Below are 20,329 nucleotides of genomic sequence, written 5' to 3'. Positions count from 1 at the left end.
GGGCGCGGCGGAGGCCCCGCCGGTCTCGGTGAGGGACGGCCCGTACCCCTCCGGCGGCCCGCCCGGCGGTTCCGGCGGTTCCGCCCTGGGGGCGCCCGCCGCGTGCGCCCCGGCGGCCCGTACCGGCGCCGGCCCGATCATGTACCCGAGCACCAGCACCACCGCCAGCACCATGAACGGGATCAGCGGCGTGGCGTAGAACAGGAACATCGTGCGGTCGGCGAAGGCCGACGGGAACCAGCTCAGCCAGCCCGCGAGGAACCCCAGCACGATGGCCCCGGCCCGCCAGTCCCGCAGCACCAGCCAGATGAACAGGACCCCGACCAGCGCCGCCAGCGCGCCCCACCACAGCACCGGCGTGCCGATCCCGAGGATCTCCCGCGAGCAGCGCGCGGTGCCGCCGCACGCCCCCTTCGGCTCGGTGTAGTAGAACGCCACCGGACGGCGCAGCACCGGCCAGTCCCACGGCCACGACTGGTACGGGTGCTTGGCGTCCAGCCCGTTGTGGAAGTCGAGCATGGCCTTGTGGTAGCGCCACAGGTCCGGCATCGCCTCGAACGGCCGCCACAGCGGGTTCGACGCCGCCTCACCGCGCCCGTAGCCGCCCGGCCGGAAGATCCACCCCCACCAGGAGGCGACGTAGGTCACCAGCGCCACCACGACGAGCTGGACGAACGCCGGGCCCGCCTCCAGCAGCAGCGTCCCGGCGAACGGCCGCCGGACCGAGGCCGCGCGCCGCGCCCCGTAGTCCCACAGCACGACCATGATCCCGAACGCGCCGATGTAGAACAGCCCGGTCCACTTGGTCGCACAGGCCAGGCCGAGGCAGATTCCCGCCCCGTACCGCCAGCCGTGCGCCAGGAACGGACCATGGGCCGTCACCGGGCCGCGCTCCATCAGCTCGGCGAGCCGGCGCCGGGACCGGTCCCGGTCGTTCACCAGGCAGGCGAACCCGGCGAGGATCCAGAACATCACGAAGATGTCCAGCAGCGCGGCGCGGCTGGTCACGAACTCCAGGCCGTCCAGGGCCAGCAGCAGCCCGGCGGCGCAGCCGAGCAGCGTCGATCCCGTCATCCGGCGCGCGACCCGGCACAGGATCAGCACCGACAGCGTCCCGACCAGCGCGGGCACGAACCGCCAGCCGAACGGTGTCGCGCCGAACATCCACTCGCCGATCGCGATCATCCACTTGCCCATCGGCGGGTGCGCCACGAACGACGGCCCGCCGGACCAGATGTTCGCGTGCTGGTCGGCGATGAGCTGCTTGTCGGCGTTGGCGACGGTGTTGTGCTCCCACCCGAACTTCCACAGGGCGAGCGCGTCCTTGGCGTAATAGGTCTCGTCGAACACGACCGTCCGCGGCGTGCCGAGCCGGTCGAAGCGCAGGTACCCCGCGAACACGGTGATCAGCAGGGGGGCCAGCCAGCCGAGCAGCGGGTCGCCGAGGCGTGGCGGGGCCAGCCACTCCCGCACGGAGGGCGGCCGCGGCCGCCGGGGAACGGCCGGGGCGGGAGACAGATCCGTCGTCGCCATCCTGCAATCGTACGGGCGCCGACCGGCTCCGAAACCGGCTCCGCCCCAGGACGGCCGCGGGACCGCCCGCGGGAGCGCCGCCGGCCGCCGGGCACGTGCCGCGGCGGTGAGAGACTGGGCCGCGTGATGGGGACCCTGCTGCTGGGAGCGGCACCGATCGGACGGCCCGAGGACGCGTCGCCGCGGCTGCGCGCGGCCCTCGCCGGCACACCCGTGATCGCCGCCGAGGACACCCGCCGGCTGCGCCGGCTCACCGCCGACCTCGGCGTGGAACCGGCGGCCCGGATCGTGTCCTACCACGACCAGAACGAGCGGGCCCGCGCCGCCGAGCTGCTGGCGGAGCTGCTGGCCGGCCGGGACGTGCTGGTGATCACCGACGCGGGCATGCCGGGCGTGTCGGATCCCGGCTACCGGCTCGTCCGCGCGGCGATCGCCGAGGGCGTGCCGGTGTCGGTGCTGCCCGGCCCGTCCGCCGTGACGACCGCGCTGGTCGTGTCCGGCCTGCCCACCGACCGGTTCTGCTTCGAGGGCTTCCCGCCGCGCCGGGCGGGCGAGCGGTCCCGGCGGCTCGCCGCCCTCGCCGCCGAGCAGCGCACGATGGTGTTCTTCGAGGCGCCGCACCGGCTCGCCGCGACCCTGGAGGCGATGGCGGCCGCGTTCGGCGCCGGCCGCGAGGCCGCCGTCTGCCGGGAGCTGACCAAGACCTACGAGGAGGTCCGCCGCGGTCCCCTCGGCGACCTCGCCGACTGGGCGCGCGACGGCGTCCGCGGCGAGATCACCCTCGTCGTCGGGGGCGCCCCCGAGCCGGAGGGGCTGTCGGACCCGGCCGACCTGGCGGCCGCCGTCGCCGCCCGGGAGGCCGCGGGAACGGCCCGCAAGCAGGCCATCCAGGAGATCGCCAAGGAGAACGGCGTGCCCAAGCGGACCGTGTACGACGCCGTCGTCGGAGCCCGCGGGTAACTGGAACGACAGGCGACCAGTCCGGAGCGGTCCAAAAGCGGAGAAGCGGGGAATAACCCCCCCGGCGGCTCAAGCGGGCCATCGGGGAACCGTCGCGCGCACAATGGAAGTAGGCGCCGACGTCGCCCCGCGCGAGCCCCGGCAGGGCGATGCGCGATGCGGGCACCGCCAGCGCGAACGGGCGTCACCGAGGAGGTGGGGGCCATGCACGAGGTGTGGTCGAGCCACGAGGCCTGGGTCTACGAATGCCTGGCCTGCATGACGACATGGGAAGAGCAGTACGAGACCCGCCATTACGCCGACGGGCACGGGGGAGAGGCGGTCGTGTACGAGAAAGAGGGGCAACGCTGCATGACGCCCTGGACCGACCACGCCTGCCCCAACTGCCAGAGCCAGAACATCAAGGTGCTCTCGGCCCCCCGAGGCAAGCCCCGCGTGATGCCCGCCGCCCGCAGCGGCAACGACATCGCGATGGTCTACCACCTCCGCCACATACACGCGTTCTAATTGCAAGCTCGGCCCACTTCGCTCGCCTGGCGGCTCGCTTCGTGACCGGGCTTGTGCGAGCGCGAATCGCTTCGCGATCTTCCCGGCGGGGGCTCGCCTTCGGCGTCGCCCCCGCCGGTCAGGGCGCGCGCTCGCGTGACGGCTGGGCTCGCTGGTCTTGGGAGCCTTGTCGTCGGTCCTGCTTTTGCGGACTCGTACCGCTCGCTGTCGGTCGGGCCTGCTCGCCTTTGGCTTTGCCTTGCTTGCGGGGCGCGCCGGAAGGCTTTTGGGATTTACGCGGCTCAGGGCCTCGCCTTGGTGGCGGGGCCCTGAGGGGGGTGGGGAGTGGCTTTCGCGTGGGTCAGGTGGTGGCGGGGGTGCTCTCCGGCTTGGCGGGGACCTTGGGGCTGCGGCGCAGGCGGCGGGTCAGGGGGGCCAGGCGTGCCCTTGCCTCCGGGGTGAAGGCCAGGCCCGCCGCCAGGCCCGCCAGCGGGACGGCGGGGAGCACGTAGCGGTAGTCGAACTCGGCGGTGGCGGCCGGTGCCAGCAGCAGGCCCGTCGCCAGGCTCCAGGGCAGGAGGGCCGCGCCGCCGAAGCGCCGCCACAGCGGGACCGCGCCCGCCAGGCCGACCAGCAGGATGCCGCCGAGCATGGTGCCGCGCAGGTAGACGTGGTCCTGGTAGACGCGGATGGCTCCGGCGAACGGCTCGACGACCCGGGTGTGGGCGTCGCCGCGCTCGTAGGCGCTCGCCTCCGCCGAGGCGATCGAGTCGTTGTCCATGTGCCAGTCGGGCAGCGCGGTGCCGCTCTTGCGGAACTCGTACTGGTTGTAGGTCGCCTCGTCCGGGAAGACCGTCCGGTTCCAGCGGAAGACCTTGAAGAAGTCGTGCGCGACGACCCGCAGGTAGTCGCCCGGCTGGGCGACGATCGCCCGCTTGGCGAAGTCGTTGCCGAGCGCGTTGTTCTCCGGGCCGAAGCGGCGGCCCGGGTAGCGGTTGAACGGGGACCGCGCGTTCCAGATGCCGTCCTGTGAGTTCGGCAGGCGGGTCGCCGGCTCGGTGCACAGCGCGTACTCGCTCACCGGCAGGTCGTCCATCTTGTGGCAGTTCGCGAACTTGTACACGCGGGCGTACAGGAAGATGCCGTTGCTCTCGGTGATGGCGAACTTGCCCGTGTCGGCCTTGTACCAGCCCATGTAGGCCAGGATGGGAAGCGCGCACGCCACCAGCGTCACCGCGATGAGCCGCCAGCCGTTGCGGCGGACCGCCATGAACGCCAGCACGCCGAGCAGCACCGGCATGCCCACCGAGCGGGTCAGCCAGGCCAGCCCGACGATGAGCCCGGCGGACGCGGCGATCTTCCAGGTGGGCCGGTCCTTCCACAGCAGCAGGGTGACCGTGCACATCACGAGGAACGTGAACGTCGTGTCCGACAGCACCAGCTCCTCGAGCTGGATCTGGTAGGCGTCCAGCAGGACCGGCGCCGCCGCCAGCGCGGCGCCCCAGCCGGGCAGCCCGAACCGGCGGCGCAGCAGCGCGTAGATCATCACGCCCATGCCCAGGCCCATGAGGTGCTGGACGAGCACGAGGAGCGCGAAGCTGTGGAACGGCTTCAGGGCGAGCAGCAGGAACGAGTAGCCGTCGGGCCGCAGCGGGTTCGGGTAGGGCTCGGTCGCCACGTGCAGGTAGTCGAAGCTGTCGTTGAAGTACATCGCCGGCTGGTAGCCGATCATGGCGACGAGGCGGAGCAGTGTCGCTGTGGCAATGATCACAGCGAAGAGCGGGTGGCGGCGCACCACCTCCCACAGCCCGGCGGCCCGGCCGAGCCGTCCGGAACCTTCGGCGGTGGACGGTTCGTCCGGTGCGGTGGACGACTCGCCCGGGGCCTCGGCGTGCCGGGGGCCGGCGGCCTCGGTGCCCGTGGCGGTGCCGGTGGCCGTGTTCACGATGGTGCCGCCCGCCGCGCCCGAGTTTTCCGAATCGATGCCGGTGGCGGCGCTCCCGGGCGTGTCGCGGCGTGTCGCCGCGCCCGCCGCGACGGCCACGACGCCGGCCGGGATCTCGGCCGATCCGCCCGTGGCCAGGGCGTTCCGCGCGGCGTCCTGCACGGCGTCGAGCAGTTCCTCGCCGGGGTGGCCCCCGTCGAGCACGCTGCCGTGCGGTGCGTCCCCCGCCACTACCGCACCTTCCCTTCGGTGTCCGGTCCCCGTCCCGGTGACGGTGCCTGCGGCGGTGCGCCCGGCAGCGAGCCCGGCACCGCCTTTTCCCCGCGCGTCACAGCCGACCCAACCTTTCCGGGCCGCCGTGCCCGTATGCTTGACGTCCTAGCCTGCCGCCCGCGAGCGCGGCGGAGAGGGTCTTTCGGTTGCAAGTGCGCAACACGATACGGGCGCTCTTGTGCGGAGCGCCCAGCATCACGCGCTCCCGGCAGGCATCATGACCGACGACGGGCCGCCGAGCGGAACATGACGAGATTAGTGGAAAGTACCGCAGACGGTCACCAGGGGTAACGAAGGAGATCGCGTGGAACTCTCCGTAGTGATGCCATGTCTGAACGAGGCCGAAACGGTCGAGACCTGCGTCCGTAAGACCATCGGCTTCTTTGAGGACAGCGGCATCGACGGCGAGGTCGTCATCGCCGACAACGGCAGCACCGACGGCAGTCAGCAACTCGCCCGCGACGCCGGGGCCCGTGTCGTGCCGGTGATCGACAAGGGGTACGGCAACGCGTTGATGGGCGGCATCCGCGCCGCGCGCGGCCGCTACGTCGCGATGGGCGACGCCGACGACTCCTACGACTTCACCACCCTCGGGCCGTTCCTGGACGAACTGCGCGACGGCGCCGACCTCGTCATGGGCAACCGCTTCAAGGGCGGCATCGCGCCGGGCGCCATGCCGCCGCTGCACCGCTACCTCGGGAACCCGGTGCTGAGCTTCGTCGGCCGGCTGTTCTTCCGCAGCAAGATCGGCGACTTCCACTGCGGGCTGCGCGCCTTCAACAAGGAGTCGATCCTGCGGCTCGGGCTGCAGACCGGCGGCATGGAGTTCGCCAGCGAGATGGTCGTCAAGGCGACCCTGCAGAAGTACGACATCCGCGAGGTGCCGACGACGCTGTCGCCGGACGGGCGGTCCCGCGCCCCGCACCTGAACACCTGGCGTGACGGTTGGCGTCATCTCCGCTTCCTCATGCTCTACAGCCCGCGCTGGCTGTTCCTGATCCCGGGTCTCGTCTTTATGACGCTCGGATTGATCGCCGGGATCGCACTGTCCACCGGTCCCGTCACGGTCGGGGACATCGCCTTCGACGTCGACACCCTCGTCGGCGCGTCCGCCGCGCTGGTGATCGGCTTCCAGGCGGTGCTGTTCGCGCTGCTCACCAAGGTCTACGCGATGCAGGAGGGGTTCCTGCCGCACGACCGCCGGGTACAGAAGATCATCGACTGGTGGAGCCTGGAGCGCGGCCTGCTGCTCGGCGGGCTGCTCGCGGTGGCGGGACTGGCCGGCCTGGCCGCCTCGCTGCTGCACTGGCGGGTCAACGACTTCGGCGAGCTCGACCCGCGGCACTCGCTGCGCATCGTGGTGCCCGCCGCGACCGCGCTGGTGATGAGCCTGCAGGCCATCTTCGCCTCGCTGTTCGTCAGCATCCTCGGCATCCGCCGCCGCCAGCACCCGCCGCTCGTCGACCCGGCCGAGGAGGCCGCGGGCGTCGTCGACGCCGCCGCCGAGAAGGTGGCCGGCGAGCGCCGGGCCGCCAAGGACGCGACCGCCACCGCCACCGCCGACGCCACCGCCGTCGCGAAGGCGTCGGTGCCCGCGCCCGCCGAGGGCGAGCCCGCCACCGAGTCCGCGACGGCGCCGGGCGGCTCGGCCAAGGGTGAGGACGGGAGCTGAGCGCCGTCCCTTCGGGACCGTCACCGAGCCCCCGGGGAGTCCGATCCCCGGGGGCTCGGCGTTTCCGGACCCGCCCCGGCCGCCCGCGGCACCCGGCCCCGTGGCCTGGCGTTCGTCGCGAAGGGTCGGCGCGCGGTCGCGCAACGTGCTGAATGCCGAGAACTTGCTGAGCGTTTCCGGGCCGCAGAGGATGCGTCGCCCGCACTGTGACAGGCTGACACGGCAATGGATCTTCCTCCCCTGAGCGCCCGCTTCCGGCGCCGCGGACGGCGATGAGCACCGAGGCAGCGCCCCGGGCCGTCGCGCGTCCCGTCCTCGCGCCGGCGGGCCCGGACACCGCACCCGCCTCCCGGCGGCGGCGCCTGGTCCTGCTGTTCCTGCTCGGCTGGACGGCGCAGGTCGCGCTGCGGCTGTGGCTGGCGTCCGGGCAGACGATGCCGGTCGCGACGCCCGACGAGGCGGGCTACCTGTTCGCCGCCCGCGTGCTGACCGGCGGGCCGGACGCGGACCTTTCGTACGGGACGGTCTACCGGGGCGGATACCCGCTGCTGCTCACGCCCGCGTTCTGGATCGGCGGCGGGCCGGTGGGGGTGTACCGGTCCGCGCTGGTGATCAACGCGATGATCGGCGCGGCGGTGCTGCCGCTGGCCTACCTGCTGCTGCGCGGCCTCCAGGTGCGGCGCCGCTGGGCGTACCTGTTCGCGCACGTGACGGCGCTGCTGCCGGGCGTGCTGTTCTACTCCGAGTTCGTGCTGACCGACGCGGTGCTGCCGGCGGTCGTGCTCGGCTGGCTGCTGCTCGCGCACGCCTGGCTGACCCGCCCCGCCGCCCCCGCGGGGCGTCCGTCCCGCCGGGCCCTGGCGCCCGGCGCGGGAGCCTCGCTTCTGGTCGCCTTCGCCTACACCTGCCACACCCGGGGCGCGATCCTGCTGGTGGTGCACGCCTGCCTGCTGCTGGCGGCGGTGCTGTGCCGGTGGCGGTCCCGGCGCGGCACCGCCGTCGCCGCGCTCGTGCTGGCCATCGGGGTCGGAGCCGGGACGGCGCTGAACCACGCGCTGCTCCCGCACCTGTACCCGGCGGGCGACAACGACCTGAGCGGCAACCTCGTCCAGCGGATGACCACCCGGGGCGGCCTGGGCTGGATGCTGTCGCTCGGCACGGGCCAGATCTGGTACCAGGCCGTGGCCACCGGCGGCGTCGCCGCGATCGGCCTGGTCACCGTGGCGTTCGCGGCGACCCGGCGCGGCACCCCGGCGCGGCTGCGCGCGCTGGCGCTGGCGCTCCTCGCGCTCGTGGCGGGGATCGCGTTCGCCACGTCCGGGGCGCTGCCGGACGAGTACCGCATCGGCAACTACGTCTACGGCCGCTACCTGGCCTGCGTCACGCCGATCCTGTTCGCCGTCGGGGTCGCGGTCCTCTTGCGCGCCGGACGGCGGACGCTGCTGTGGGCGGCGGCGTCGGCGGTGACGCTGACCGTCCTGACGGCGTGCGTCGTCCAGTGGTACGCGGGCGACCGGCTGAGCCGCTACACCTACACCCGCTACGACTTCCCCGAGACCTCGTTCCTGACCTGGGACTGGACGTCGTTCCACCTGTGGCGGGCGACGTTCGCGGGCCTCACCCTGCTCGGCCTGGCGGTGCTCGCGACCGTGCTGCGCAGGCGCGGGCCGGAACTGCTGGCGGGCCTGCTCGCCGCCGTGGCGCTCGCGACGGCCGTCACCGCCACCGAGCGGATCGCGCGCCCGCTCGTCCGGGAGACGACCGCGCACACCGACCTGCGCGCCGACACCGACCTGCGCGCGCGCCGGTCCGTGGCGCTGGACTGGAACGTCCCCTGGACGATCCGGCTCTCGCACTACTACTGGGCCTGGTGGAGCGCGGGGAGCATCTTCAACGCGCGGGACGTGCCGCCGCCGCAGAACGTGGACATGGTGGTCCTGGCCTGGCCGGAGGACGGGCCCGCCACCGCGTCCTGGCCGGGCGGCGCCCCCGCCGGGTGGCGGATCGTCGACGCCCGCCGTACCCCCGAGGGCGACTGGGTGGCCTGGGCGCACTGACCGCCGGGCGTCAGCCGGCGGCGGCGCCGGGAGGCGGGTTCCACAGCTGGAGGACGCCGTCGGAGGAACGCCACAGGAGCCGCCAGCCCATCTCGGTGGACGGCCGCCAGCCCGCGGCGATCTGCGACTCCTGGCCGCGCCAGTGGGTGTAGAGCATGGGCCCTTCCAGGGCGTTGCGCGGGATCTGTGGCATGAAGTGCGGGAAGTCGCGGATCTCGCCGTTCCAGATGGGCTCGCCCCACATGTCGCGCGTGTAGAACGTGAGGGTCTGCGCGAGCCGCCGGTCCGCGCAGATCAGCCGCATGTCGCGGTGCCCGCGCAGGTAACCGCGGAACTCGTTCCAGGCCGTGTCACGCGGCAGATCGGGGACGGCGCGGACGGCCGACACCGCGTACCCCGCGCCGAGCGCGACCGCGAGCGCGGGGATCGCCACCGTGCGGAGCCGGAACCGCCGCACAGCCTCGGCCGGCAGCATCCGGAACATCAGGATCAGCGAGCCGGACGCCCCGGCCATCAGCGCGGGGAGCACCGCGAACCAGTAGCGCGGCAGCCAGGCCCGCAGCGAGATGTTGTCGGGGTCCAGGACGCCCGACAGCACCGTCAGCGGCACGGCCAGGGCGAAGAACCACACCAGGACCAGCGCCAGCCGCCGGTCCCGGGTGACCGCCCAGCCCACGATCGTCAGCGCCAGCGCCGCGACGAAGATCGTCCCTAGCGCGTTCCAGTCGTTCATGGCGCGCAGGAACGAGCGCAGCGCGAGACCGCGGGTGACGTAGTCGCGGGACTGGCCGCCGTGCTCGGCCGCCGAGCGCAGCCCGGCCAGCGGGTTGCCCCACACCACCGCGTTGTGCACCAGGTTGATCGCCAGGATCGCCGCCATCGGCGCGCCGACGGTGACGTTGCGCCGCCACGGGATCCGCAGCGCCCACAGGTACACCGGGATCGCGAGGAACAGGAACGCCAGGAACTCCCGGACGAGGAACGACGACCCGAGCAGCACCCCGGCGGCGAGCAGGAGCCGCGTCTGGTCGCGGCCCGTCCGGCGGCTCGCGACCACGAGGCCCGCCATGCCGAGGGAGAACAGCCCGGCGCCGGGCATGTCGGGCAGCATCACGCCGCTCGACCAGGTGACCTCGTGCCCGAACGGGTTGGTCATCGTGAAGAACGGGTTGATCAGCAGGACCAGCGCGGACGCCAGCCCGGCGAGATCGCCGAACAGGGACCGGACGACCAGGTACGTCCCGGCGAAGAACGCGCACCCGCCGAGCGCCGCGATCACGAAGTAGGCGGCCTGGCCGGGGCCGAGGACGTCCTGGACGAGCCGGGCGGGCACCACCAGCCCGATCCGGGTGACCTGGTGGGGGACCTCGTCGAAGGGCCACTGCGTGAGCGGGACGTGCGGCCAGTCGCGGGCGCCGAGCCAGACGTAGTAGGGATCGAAGTACAGCGGCGGCGTCATGATCACCCATTGGGCGAGCACGGTGCACGCCGCGACGAACAGGGTGAGCCACACGACCCGCCTGGTCCGGCGGGCGCGGCCGAGGATCCGCCGGGCGACCCGGCCGAGGGCCCTGCCGGGGGACCCGGACCCTCCGTCCGCCGTCCGCTCGTCCGCCGTCCGCCTGCCGGTCTGACCGGCCGTGGTCTGGGCCATGCCTCGCTTCTGCCTTCGCCTGATCGTCGTCGCCGGGCTCCGGGCCGCCCCGCCGGTCCCGTCTCCCGTCCCGCGGGCCCGTGCCGGGCCGCGCCGTCCGCCGCGCGCCGTACCGTCGCGCCGCGCAAACGCCGGACCAGGCTACTCGCGTCCCGGCGCGGCGGGACGCGGGCGGGCCGGATCTCCAGCAACCTTCCAGGCTGCGCCGCGCGGATATCGGTGCGGTTGGGGGGACGGACCCGACTACCCTTGATTCCATGTCCTCGTCAAGCCGACACATCTTGACCGCGCCCGCCTGGCCGTACGCCAACGGGCCCCGTCACATCGGGCACGTCTCCGGATTCGCGCTGCCCGCCGACATGTTCAGCCGCTACCAGCGGATGGCGGGCAACCGGGTCCTGATGGTCAGCGGTACCGACGAGCACGGCACGCCGATCCAGGTCCAGGCCGACAAGGAGGGCGTGTCGGCGCGCGAGCTGGCCGACCGCTACAACGGCGTGATCGCCGAGGACCTGCACGGCCTCGGCATGACCTACGACCTGTTCACCCGCACCACGACCCTGAACCACTACGCGATCGTCCAGGAGATCTTCAAGGGCCTGTACGACAACGGCTACATCTTCCCCAAGACCACGATGGGCGCGATCTCGCCGTCCACCGGCCGGACCCTGCCCGACCGCTACATCGAGGGCACCTGCCCGATCTGCGGGTACGACGGGGCGCGCGGCGACCAGTGCGACAACTGCGGCAACCAGCTCGACCCGGTCGACCTGATCAATCCGGTGAGCCGGATCAACGGGGAGAAGCCGAAGTTCATCGAGACCGAGCACTTCATGCTCGACCTGCCCGCCTTCACCGACGTTCTCGGCCGGTACCTGCGCGGCAAGCAGGGCCAGTGGCGGCCGAACGTGCTGAAGTTCGCGCTGAACCTGCTGGACGACATGCAGCCGCGGGCGATCAGCCGCGACCTGGACTGGGGCGTCCCCATCCCGCTGGACGGCTGGCGCGACAACCCGGCGAAGAAGCTGTACGTGTGGTTCGACGCGGTCGTCGGGTACTTCTCGGCGTCGGTCGAGTGGGCCCGCCGGTCCGGCGACCCGGAGGCGTGGCGGGCCTGGTGGCAGGACCCGGACGCGCTGTCCTACTACTTCATGGGCAAGGACAACATCGTCTTCCACGCCGAGATCTGGCCGGCGATGCTGTACGGGTACGGCGGCCAGGGCGACAAGGGCGGCACCCCCGGGACGCTCGGCGCGCTGAACGTCCCGACCGAGGTGGTGTCGTCGGAGTACCTGACGATGGAGGGCAAGAAGTTCTCCTCGTCCCGCCAGGTCGTCATCTACGTGAAGGACTTCCTGGAGCGCTACGACGTCGACGCGCTGCGCTACTACGTCGCGATCGCCGGTCCGGAGAACCAGGACACCGACTTCACCTGGTCGGAGTTCGTCCGCCGCAACAACGACGAGCTGGTCGCCGCCTGGGGCAACCTGGTCAACCGGTCGGTGACCATGGCCGCCAAGAACTTCGGCGCGGTCCCCGAGGCGGGCGAGCTCACCGACGCCGACCGGGCCCTGATGGAGCGCAGCCGCACCGCCTTCGGCGCGGTCGGCGCCGAGCTCGGCCGGTCCCGGTTCAAGAACGCGATCACCGAGGCGCTGGACGTCGTCCGCGACGCCAACCGGTACCTGTCCGACCAGGCGCCGTGGAAGCTGAAGGACGACCCGGCCCGCGTCCAGTCGATCCTGCACACCGCGCTGCAGGTGGTGGACGACGCCAAGACGCTCCTCACCCCGTTCCTGCCCGCCTCGTCGCAGAAGGTCTACGAGATGCTCGGCGGCGAGGGCGTGTGGAGCGGCATGCCGGAGCTGCGGACGGTCTCGGAGGAGGGCGGCCCGGACTACCAGGTGCTGACCGGCGACTACGCCACCGCGGCGCGCTGGGAGTCCACGCCGATCAAGCCGGGCGTCCCGCTGGCCAAGCCGGCCCCGCTGTTCCGCAAGCTCGAACCGTCGGTGGCGGACGAGGAAGTCGCCCGCCTGGAGAAGCCGTGAGCGCCGACGAGCAGGACGGGCAGGCCGCCCGCTCGTTCGCGCCGCTGCCCGACCGGCTGCCCGTCGAGGTGTTCGACAGCCACTGCCATCTCGACATCGTCGGGACGCCGGTGGCCGAGCAGCTCGCGTCGGCGCGGGCGGCGGGCGTCACGCGGATCATCACGATCGGCTGCGACCTGCCGTCGTCCCGGTTCGCCGTGGAGGCCGCCGACGAGTTCGACGCCGTGTACGCGGGCGTCGCGATCCACCCGAACGAGGCGACGGGGATCTCCGACGCGATCCTGGACGACATCGCCGGGCTGGCCGCGCACCCCAAGGTCCGCGCCATCGGCGAGACCGGCCTGGACTACTACCGCGACTGGGCGTCCAAGGAGGACCAGCACGCCTCGTTCCGCGGCCACGTCGAGATCGCCAAGCGGACCGGCAAGGCCCTGGTCATCCACGACCGCGACGCCCACGACGACGTCCTGGCCCTCCTGCTGGAGGAGGGCGCGCCGGAGAAGGTGGTCTTCCACTGCTTCTCCGGCGACGCCCGCATGGCCGAGGTGTGCGCCGAACGCGGGTACGTGATGAGCTTCGCCGGGAACGTCACGTTCAAGAACGCCGAGCCGCTGCGCGAGGCGCTCCGGGCGGCGCCGCTCGACCTCGTCCTGGTGGAGACCGACGCGCCGTTCCTGACGCCGGTCCCGCACCGCGGCAAGCCGAACGCCTCGTACCTGATCCCGCACACCGTCCGCGCGATGGCGGAGATCAAGGGCGTGGACGTGGCGGAACTGTGCACCGCGATCGCCGTGAACGGGGAGCGTGTCTTCGGCCCCTGGTGACGGCCGCCGGTTCCGGCCCCCGCACCGGAACCGGGAATGTGGATTCGCAGGAAATTGGCGAGGTGTGGCGGGTCGGATCGCGCGGAGAATGGCTCGGTGAATTGTCTGTCATAGGCACGGGAAAAGGCCGTAGATGATCACTTGGGCGCGGATCGGCCCGTCCCGCCCGTCCCGCCCGCACCGCCCGGCCGGGGGCGCTTCGCGGGGGCACTGTACGCGTTGAGGTGGCGGGCGACCGGCGGGTGGCTCTACTCTCTGGCCCGGTGAACGGGCGCCCCCGAGCCCGGCCCGCCCTGGAGGAACACGGTGCGTCGAGCTCCCCGGACCCGTCCGGTCCCCACCACCCCCGCCCCCGCCCGTCCCGGCCCCGGACGCCCCGGTGCCGGCCGTCTCAGTGCAGGGCGTCTCAGTGCCGGCCGTCTCAGTGCAGGGCGTCTCGCCTCGACCCGGCTCGTGCCCGTGCTGACCGGCGCGGCGCTGCTGGCCGCGGCCTGCGGAGGCGGCGGCGGTGGCGGCGGCGCGGCCAAGCCCGCCGCGTCGGCGCCCGTCGCGGACCGGCCGCGGACGAGCGCCCCGGCGGCGCGCAAGGTCGTCATCGTCGTCGACAAGAAGAAGACCGAGACGATGACCACCGGCACGACCGTCCAGCAGGTCCTCGACCAGGCGAAGATCCCGCTCGGCGAACACGATCTGGTGACCCCGCCCCGCGAGGCGCCCGCCGGTGCGATGATCAAGGTGATGCGGCTGCTGTCGGCACCGGTCACCAAGATCGTCCGGACCCCGGCGCCGACGATCAAGAAGAAGAGCTCCTCGGTTCCGCCGTTCACCGAGAAGGAGCTGCGCAAGGGGAAGCCGGGCGTGAAGATCGTTCAGATCGCCCTCGTCCGGCGCAAGGGGAAGAAGGTCAAGGTCGTCATCTCCGAGAAGGTCAAGAGCAAGCCGGTGCCGCGGATCCTGGCCGTCGGGCCCCAGTCGGGCGGCGGCGGCGCGGCGGCCCGGCTCAACTGGAGCGGCCTCGCCAACTGCGAGTCGCACAACAACCCGCGGGCGGTCAACCCGGCCGGCTACTACGGCCTCTACCAGTTCTCGCTGTCGTCGTGGGCGTCGGTGGGCGGGTCGGGCAAGCCGTCCGACGCCAGCCCCGGCGAGCAGACCTACCGGGCCCAGCTGCTGTACACCAAGGTGAACGGCCGCTGGCAGGGGCAGTGGCCGAACTGCGGCCGCTTCCTCTTCTCCTAGACCTGGGACACTGGACTCCGTGGGGGAGAGACAAGGGTTGCTGGGGCCGGCCGACGTACGGGAACTGGCGGACCGGCTCGGCATCCGGCCGACGAAGACGCTCGGGCAGAACTTCGTCATCGACGCCAACACCGTCCGGCGGATCGTGCGGGCCGCTGGGCTCGCCGCCGACGACGTCGTCGTGGAGGTGGGGCCGGGGCTCGGCTCGCTGACGCTGGCGCTGCTGCCCGAGGTCCGCCGGGTCGTCGCGGTCGAGATCGACCCCGCCCTCGCCGCCGAGCTGCCCGCCACGGCCGCCGCCCGCGTTCCGGGGGCCGCGGGCCGGCTGGAGGTCGTGCACGCCGATGCGATGAAGATCACGGCGTTGCCCGGGGAGGCGCCCACCGCGCTCGTCGCGAACCTGCCCTACAACGTCGCCGTCCCCGTCGTCCTGCACCTGCTGGCCACGCTGCCGTCGCTGCGCAGCGCCCTGGTCATGGTGCAGGCCGAGGTCGCCGACCGCATGGTCGCCGCGCCCGGATCCAAGATCTACGGCGTGCCGTCGGTGAAGCTCGCCTGGTACGGCGACGCCCGCCGGGCCGGGCCCGTCGGCCGCGCGGTGTTCTGGCCCGCGCCGAACGTCGACTCCGGGCTCGTCGCCTTCACCAGGCACGAGCCGCCCCGGACGAGCGCGACCCGCGCGCGGGTGTTCGCCGTGATCGACGCCGCCTTCGCGCAGCGCCGCAAGACGCTGCGCGCCGCCCTGGCGGGCTGGGCGGGCTCCGCGGCGGACGCCGAGCGGGCACTGCGGGCCGCGGACGTTGATCCCCGGGCGCGGGGCGAAGCCCTGGACGTGGCCGCCTTCGCCCGTATTGCCGAGTATGGTCCAGGGGGCGACGAGCCTCCGATCCCCCCGGCGCCCGCTTCGGCGGGCGCGACGGTTCCGGAAGAGGCGGCGCCCCGACATGAGGCGGAGGACGATGGTGAAGGCGCGTTCGCGGACGGCGCGGACGGGGAGGCCCCTACGGGTGCCGGTCGTGGCGGCGGCCCTGGCGGCGGTGGCCGCCGCGGCGGGCTGTAGCGGCGCGGGCGCGGCACCGAAGATCACGACGACCGCGCGTGCGGGCGTCGCCCCCACACCCCCCGCGAAGGGCGCCTACTTCGGCGCGTGGGTCCCGGCCGAGGACGGTGGCAGACCCCCGGCCAAGGGCGGGCCGAAGTCCCCCTCGCAGACCCCCTCGAAGTCCCCGGCCGCGACGGCGCCGGGCGGCACGGCCCCCGGCGAGGACGCCGGCAAGCCGGGCATGGCCCCGATCGCCGGGTTCGAGCGCGACCTCGGCCGGCAGCTGGACATCGTGCAGAACTTCCACACCTGGAAGTCGCCGTTCCCCTCGGCCTTCGACTCCTCCGTCCTCGCGGGCCACCGGTACCTGCTGCTCAGCTGGAGCGGCGGCGACGCCAGGGAGATCGTCGGCGGCGGCGAGGACGCGCTGATCCGGGCCCGCGCCCGCGCCGTCAAGGCCACCGGCAAGCCGGTCTTCCTGCGCTGGGAACGGGACATGGACAAGTCCCCGGCGTCCAAGCGGGTCCACTCGGCGCCCGACTACATCGCCGCCTGGAAGCACCTGCGCGCGATCTTCAAGCAGGAGAAGGTCGACAACGTCGCCTGGGTCTGGTGCCCGTCCGCGCGCGGCTTCGGCTCCGGCAACGCCGGCGCCTACTACCCGGGCGACGACGAGGTCGACTGGATCTGCGCCGACGCCCAGCCGGGCGGCGACTTCGAGTACCGCGACCTGTCGGAGGCACTGAAGCTGTTCATGGAGTGGGCGCGCGGCCGTTCCAAGCCCATCATGATCGCCGAGATGGGGGTACCGAAGGCCTACGGCGAGCGCCGCGCCGAATGGCTCCGCCGGGCCGCCGGCCTGCTGCAGGACCCGCAGATCAAGGCCGTCCTCTACTTCGACTCCGACGAGCAGGCCGAGGACGCCCGCGACGACCGGCGCGCGTTCGCGCTCGGCGGCGACAAGAGGGCCGTCTCCGCGCTCCGCGAGCTGGCGACCACCCCCTACTTCAACCCCCGCAACCTGCCGGTGACCAGCGGGGACTGACCGCCCGCCCCGCGCCCGCCCCCGGACGGCCCGGACCGTCTCCGGCTCGGATTCGGGGCGGGCGCGGAACGTCCCGTACGCTTCGGTGCCGTGACGGCAGTGAGCGTACGCGTCCCCGCGAAGGTCAACCTCCAGCTCGCCGTGGGACCGCTCCGCGACGACGGCTACCACGAACTCGTCAGCGTCTTCCACGCCGTGTCCCTGTTCGACGAGGTGAGCGCCGCGCCCGCCGAGCGGCTGACGGTCGCCGTCGAGGCCGCGCCGGGCTCGGTGACCGCGATCGACGGCGTCCCCACCACCGGCGACAACCTCGCCGCGCGCGCCGCCCGGCTCGTCGCCGCGCAACTCGGCGTCGACCCCGCGGTGGCCCTGCGGATCCGCAAGGCCATCCCCGTCGCCGGCGGCATGGCGGGCGGCAGCGCCGACGCCGCCGCCGCGCTCGTCGCCTGCGCCCGGCTGTGGGACGACCCGGACGACCCCGCGCTGACCCGCGACGACCTCATGGAGCTCGGCGCCGAGCTCGGCAGCGACGTCCCGTTCGCCCTGCTCGGCGGCACCGCCGTCGGCGTCGGCCGCGGCGAGCGGCTCACCCCGGCGCTCACCCGGGGCACCTTCCACTGGGTCTTCGCCATCGCCGACGGCGGCCTGTCCACCCCCGCCGTCTACGCCGAGTGCGACCGCCTCCGCGACGCCGCCGGACGGCCCGTCCCCGAGCCCGGCGTCTCCGCCGGGCTCATGGCCGCCCTCGCCACCGGCGACGTGGACGCCCTCGGCGCCGAGCTGGTGAACGACCTGCAACCCGCCGCGCTGTCGCTGCGCCCGTCCCTGCGCCGGACGGTCGACGCCGGCCGTGACCTCGGCGCGCTCGGCGCGCTCGTCTCCGGCTCCGGCCCCACCTGCGCGTTCCTCGCCGGAACGGCCGACCACGCCGCCACCCTGGCCACCGAGCTCGCCGCCGCGAACGTGGCCGAACACCTCCTCCGAGCATCCGGCCCCGTCCCGGGCGCGGTGTTGATCGCAAGCCCGGCCCACTTCGCTCGCTAGCGCTGTGTTTCTTGCAATCCCGGCCCACGGCGCTCGCTAAGGCTCGCTTCGTGACCGTGCTTGTGCGAGCGCGAATCGCGCTCGCGTGACGGCTCGGCCCAGGAGACTCGCCTGCGGCGTCGCTTCACCTGGGCCGGGTCATGCGGTCGCGTTCTGGCTCGGGTGGGCGATTCGTTCTTGTTGGGGCTGCTGTCCCTGCTGTCCAGGCGCTAGCCTGAGGGCTTGGTTCGAGGGGCTTCGGCCCTTCTGCCGCTCCCTGACGTGCACGGTGACATCTGTGAGATGACCATGGCGGCGAACGCTGGTTCCGCGGAGTTGCTCTTCCTGCTCTTCGTCCTGTTCGTCGTCATCCTCGGGGGCGTGCTGGTCGTGGTGCTGGTCGTCGCCCGTGGGAGGTCGGGCCGCCAGGCCCCTCCGTACGGCCAGGCCCCTCCGTACGGTCAGCCGCCGCACTACGGGCCCCCGCAGCCCGGTTACGGTCCGTCGGGCCAGGCTCCGCCGCCCGGATACGGTCAGGCCCCACCGCCGGGGTATGGGCAGGCTCCGCCGCCCGGGTACGGGCAGCAGCCCGGACAGGGGCCGACGCCGCCCGCGTGACGCCGGGGCGTCCCGTCCGGCTCGCGAAATCCGCGCGGGTGGGATGACCGGTTCGCCCGGGGCAATAGGCTTGATGGTGTCGTGAATCTGATCAATCTTGAGAACGTCGCCAAGGCCTACGGGCCCAAGCCGCTGCTCGACGCCGTGTCGCTCGGGCTGGACGACGGCGACCGCGTCGGTGTCGTCGGCCGCAACGGCGGTGGCAAGAGCACGCTCGTGTCCGTGCTGGCGCGGGAGACCGAACCCGACGACGGGCGCGTCACGCACGCGCGCGGGCTGCGGCTCGGCTACCTGACCCAGCGGGACGACTTCGCCGAAGGCGCCACGGTCCGGACCGTCGTGCTCGGCGACCGCGCCGAGCACGAATGGGCGGGCGACACCCGCGTCCGCGACGTCCTCGGCGGCCTGCTCGCCGACCTCGACCTGGACGCGCCCGTCGCCGGGATGTCCGGCGGGGAGCGGCGCCGGGTGGCGCTGGCGCGGCTGCTGGTCCCCGAGTCCGACCTGCTGCTGCTGGACGAGCCCACCAACCACCTGGACATCGAGGCGATCGACTGGCTCGCCCGGCATCTGAAGGCCCGCCGGGTCGCGCTGCTCGTCGTCACCCACGACCGCTGGTTCCTCGACGAGATCACCGAGCGGACCTGGGAGGTCGTCGACGGCGCCGTCGAACGCTACGAGGGCGGCTACTCCGCCTACGTCCTGGCGAAGGCGGAGCGCTCCCGGATCGCCGCCGCGACCGAGGCGAAACGGCAGAACCTGCTGCGCAAGGAGCTGGCGTGGCTGCGCCGCGGCCCGCAGGCCCGCACGTCCAAGCCCAAGTTCCGGGTGGACGCCGCGCAGGCCCTCATCGCCGACGAGCCGCCCCTGCGCGACTCCGTCGAGCTGACCCGGTTCGCGACCGCGCGGCTCGGCAAGACCGTCTACGACCTGGAGGACGTGACCGTCCGGGTCGGCGGCCGTGACCTCTTCGAGCGGATGACCTGGCGGCTCGGGCCGGGCGACCGCGTCGGGCTCGTCGGCGTCAACGGCAGCGGCAAGAGCACCCTGCTCCGCGTCCTGGACGGGTCGGTGCAGGCCGCCGCGGGCCGCGTCGTGCGCGGCAAGACCGTCCAGCTCGCCCACCTGTCGCAGAACCTTGAGGACCTCGACCCCGAGCGGCGCGTCCTGGAGTCGGTCGAGGAGATCCGCCGCCGCATCACCGTCGGCAAGCGCGAATGGACCGCGAGCCAGCTCCTCGAACGGCTCGGCTTCCCGGGCGACCGCCAGTGGACGCCCGTCGGCGACCTGTCGGGCGGCGAGCGGCGCCGCCTCCAGGTCCTGCGCCTCCTCATGGGCGAGCCGAACGTCCTCCTGCTGGACGAGCCCACCAACGACCTCGACATCGAGACCCTCACCGAGCTGGAGGACCTCCTCGACGGCTGGCCGGGAACGCTCGTCGTCGTCAGCCACGACCGGTACTTCCTGGAGCGCATCACCGACCACGTCGTGGCGCTGCTCGGTGACGGCCGCGTGGCCATGCTGCCCGGCGGCGTCGACGAGTATCTCGATCGCCGCGCGGCGGGCAATGCCCCGACCCGCACCGCCATGGCCAAGGCGGAGGCGGCTCCGGCCGGCCCGTCCAAGGCGGCCAAGGGCGGCCAGGATTGGAAGGCCCGCAAGGAACTCGACCGGCTTGAACGGCGCCTGGAGAAGCTCGCCGGGCAGGAGGCCGAGCTCCACGAGCAGCTGGCCGCGCACGCGACCGACTATGCCAAGCTCCAGGAACTGGACGGCCGCCTCAGGGACATCAAGGCCGAAGCCGCCCAGGTCGAAGAGGAATGGCTGATGCTCGCCGAAGACGTCGGCTGATTCCACTCGATCACGACTGTGCCCCTGGGCCCCGCTTTCACGAATGAAGCGGGGCC

At 73.1% G+C, this 20,329-nt stretch carries 14 protein-coding genes and 1 pseudogene; 12 read left to right on the top strand and 3 right to left on the bottom strand.

Annotation, left to right across the window (positions count from 1 at the left end):
* A partial coding sequence (locus E1291_RS06135) for a dolichyl-phosphate-mannose--protein mannosyltransferase (RefSeq protein WP_131736737.1) occupies nucleotides 1–1,533 on the bottom strand: 1,533 nt, incomplete at its 3' end.
* Between the two features lie 126 nt (nucleotides 1,534–1,659).
* On the opposite strand from E1291_RS06135, the gene rsmI reads away from it, so the two are divergent.
* Both rsmI and E1291_RS06125 read left to right on the top strand, forming a co-directional pair.
* A complete protein-coding gene (rsmI, locus tag E1291_RS06130; RefSeq protein ID WP_131736745.1) occupies nucleotides 1,660–2,493 on the top strand; it encodes a 16S rRNA (cytidine(1402)-2'-O)-methyltransferase in 834 nt (277 codons plus the stop codon).
* A 156-nt stretch (nucleotides 2,494–2,649) separates the two neighbouring features.
* A complete protein-coding gene (locus tag E1291_RS06125; RefSeq protein ID WP_131736736.1) occupies nucleotides 2,650–3,000 on the top strand; it encodes a hypothetical protein in 351 nt (116 codons plus the stop codon).
* A 340-nt stretch (nucleotides 3,001–3,340) separates the two neighbouring features.
* Here the strand turns inward: E1291_RS06125 and E1291_RS06120 are convergent, their stop codons facing one another.
* A complete protein-coding gene (locus tag E1291_RS06120) occupies nucleotides 3,341–5,155 on the bottom strand; it encodes a hypothetical protein (RefSeq protein ID WP_207400586.1) in 1,815 nt (604 codons plus the stop codon).
* 346 nt (nucleotides 5,156–5,501) lie between these two features.
* Between E1291_RS06120 and E1291_RS06115 the strand changes: the two genes are divergently transcribed.
* On the top strand, nucleotides 5,502–6,869 hold the full coding sequence (locus E1291_RS06115) for a glycosyltransferase family 2 protein (protein WP_242613970.1): 1,368 nt from the start codon (nucleotides 5,502–5,504) through the stop codon (nucleotides 6,867–6,869).
* Between the two features lie 272 nt (nucleotides 6,870–7,141).
* Nucleotides 7,142–8,926 carry a hypothetical protein gene (locus tag E1291_RS06110; RefSeq protein WP_131736735.1) on the top strand — a complete coding sequence of 595 codons (1,785 nt, stop codon included), beginning with the start codon at nucleotides 7,142–7,144 and terminating at the stop codon, nucleotides 8,924–8,926.
* A 10-nt stretch (nucleotides 8,927–8,936) separates the two neighbouring features.
* Here the strand turns inward: E1291_RS06110 and E1291_RS06105 are convergent, their stop codons facing one another.
* A complete protein-coding gene (locus E1291_RS06105; protein ID WP_131736734.1) occupies nucleotides 8,937–10,580 on the bottom strand; it encodes a glycosyltransferase family 39 protein in 1,644 nt (547 codons plus the stop codon).
* A 257-nt stretch (nucleotides 10,581–10,837) separates the two neighbouring features.
* On the opposite strand from E1291_RS06105, the gene metG reads away from it, so the two are divergent.
* The 8 genes and pseudogenes from metG (at nucleotide 10,838) to E1291_RS06065 (ending at nucleotide 20,273) form a co-directional block, all read left to right on the top strand.
* A complete protein-coding gene (metG, locus tag E1291_RS06100) occupies nucleotides 10,838–12,631 on the top strand; it encodes a methionine--tRNA ligase (RefSeq protein ID WP_131736733.1) in 1,794 nt (597 codons plus the stop codon).
* A complete protein-coding gene (locus E1291_RS06095) occupies nucleotides 12,628–13,455 on the top strand; it encodes a TatD family hydrolase (protein ID WP_131736732.1) in 828 nt (275 codons plus the stop codon). Before metG ends, E1291_RS06095 begins: the two co-directional genes overlap by 4 nt.
* Before the next feature lie 453 nt (nucleotides 13,456–13,908).
* Nucleotides 13,909–14,694, top strand: coding sequence for a resuscitation-promoting factor (locus tag E1291_RS06090; RefSeq protein WP_242613969.1), 786 nt, complete (start codon nucleotides 13,909–13,911; stop codon nucleotides 14,692–14,694).
* A 19-nt stretch (nucleotides 14,695–14,713) separates the two neighbouring features.
* Nucleotides 14,714–15,562, top strand: a pseudogene (gene rsmA / locus E1291_RS06085) (16S rRNA (adenine(1518)-N(6)/adenine(1519)-N(6))-dimethyltransferase RsmA); the annotation flags it as partial.
* A gap of 139 nt (nucleotides 15,563–15,701) precedes the next feature.
* Nucleotides 15,702–16,781, top strand: a complete 1,080-nt coding sequence (locus tag E1291_RS06080) for a glycoside hydrolase family 26 protein (RefSeq protein WP_131736730.1) — start codon at nucleotides 15,702–15,704, stop codon at nucleotides 16,779–16,781.
* A gap of 99 nt (nucleotides 16,782–16,880) precedes the next feature.
* Nucleotides 16,881–17,825 (top strand): 4-(cytidine 5'-diphospho)-2-C-methyl-D-erythritol kinase, encoded by a 945-nt coding sequence (locus tag E1291_RS06075; RefSeq protein ID WP_131736742.1) that lies wholly within the window; start codon nucleotides 16,881–16,883, stop codon nucleotides 17,823–17,825.
* 282 nt (nucleotides 17,826–18,107) lie between these two features.
* Nucleotides 18,108–18,422 (top strand): hypothetical protein, encoded by a 315-nt coding sequence (locus E1291_RS06070; RefSeq protein ID WP_207400585.1) that lies wholly within the window; start codon nucleotides 18,108–18,110, stop codon nucleotides 18,420–18,422.
* An 81-nt stretch (nucleotides 18,423–18,503) separates the two neighbouring features.
* Nucleotides 18,504–20,273, top strand: coding sequence for an ABC-F family ATP-binding cassette domain-containing protein (locus E1291_RS06065; protein WP_131736729.1), 1,770 nt, complete (start codon nucleotides 18,504–18,506; stop codon nucleotides 20,271–20,273).
* Nucleotides 20,274–20,329: the final 56 nt, after the last annotated feature.

The sequence above is a fragment of the Actinomadura roseirufa genome, from assembly GCF_900659635.1.
GTDB lineage: Bacteria > Actinomycetota > Actinomycetes > Streptosporangiales > Streptosporangiaceae > Spirillospora > Spirillospora roseirufa.
Note: the sequence above shows the minus strand (reverse complement) of the source record. Positions and strands in the feature narration are given on the sequence as shown.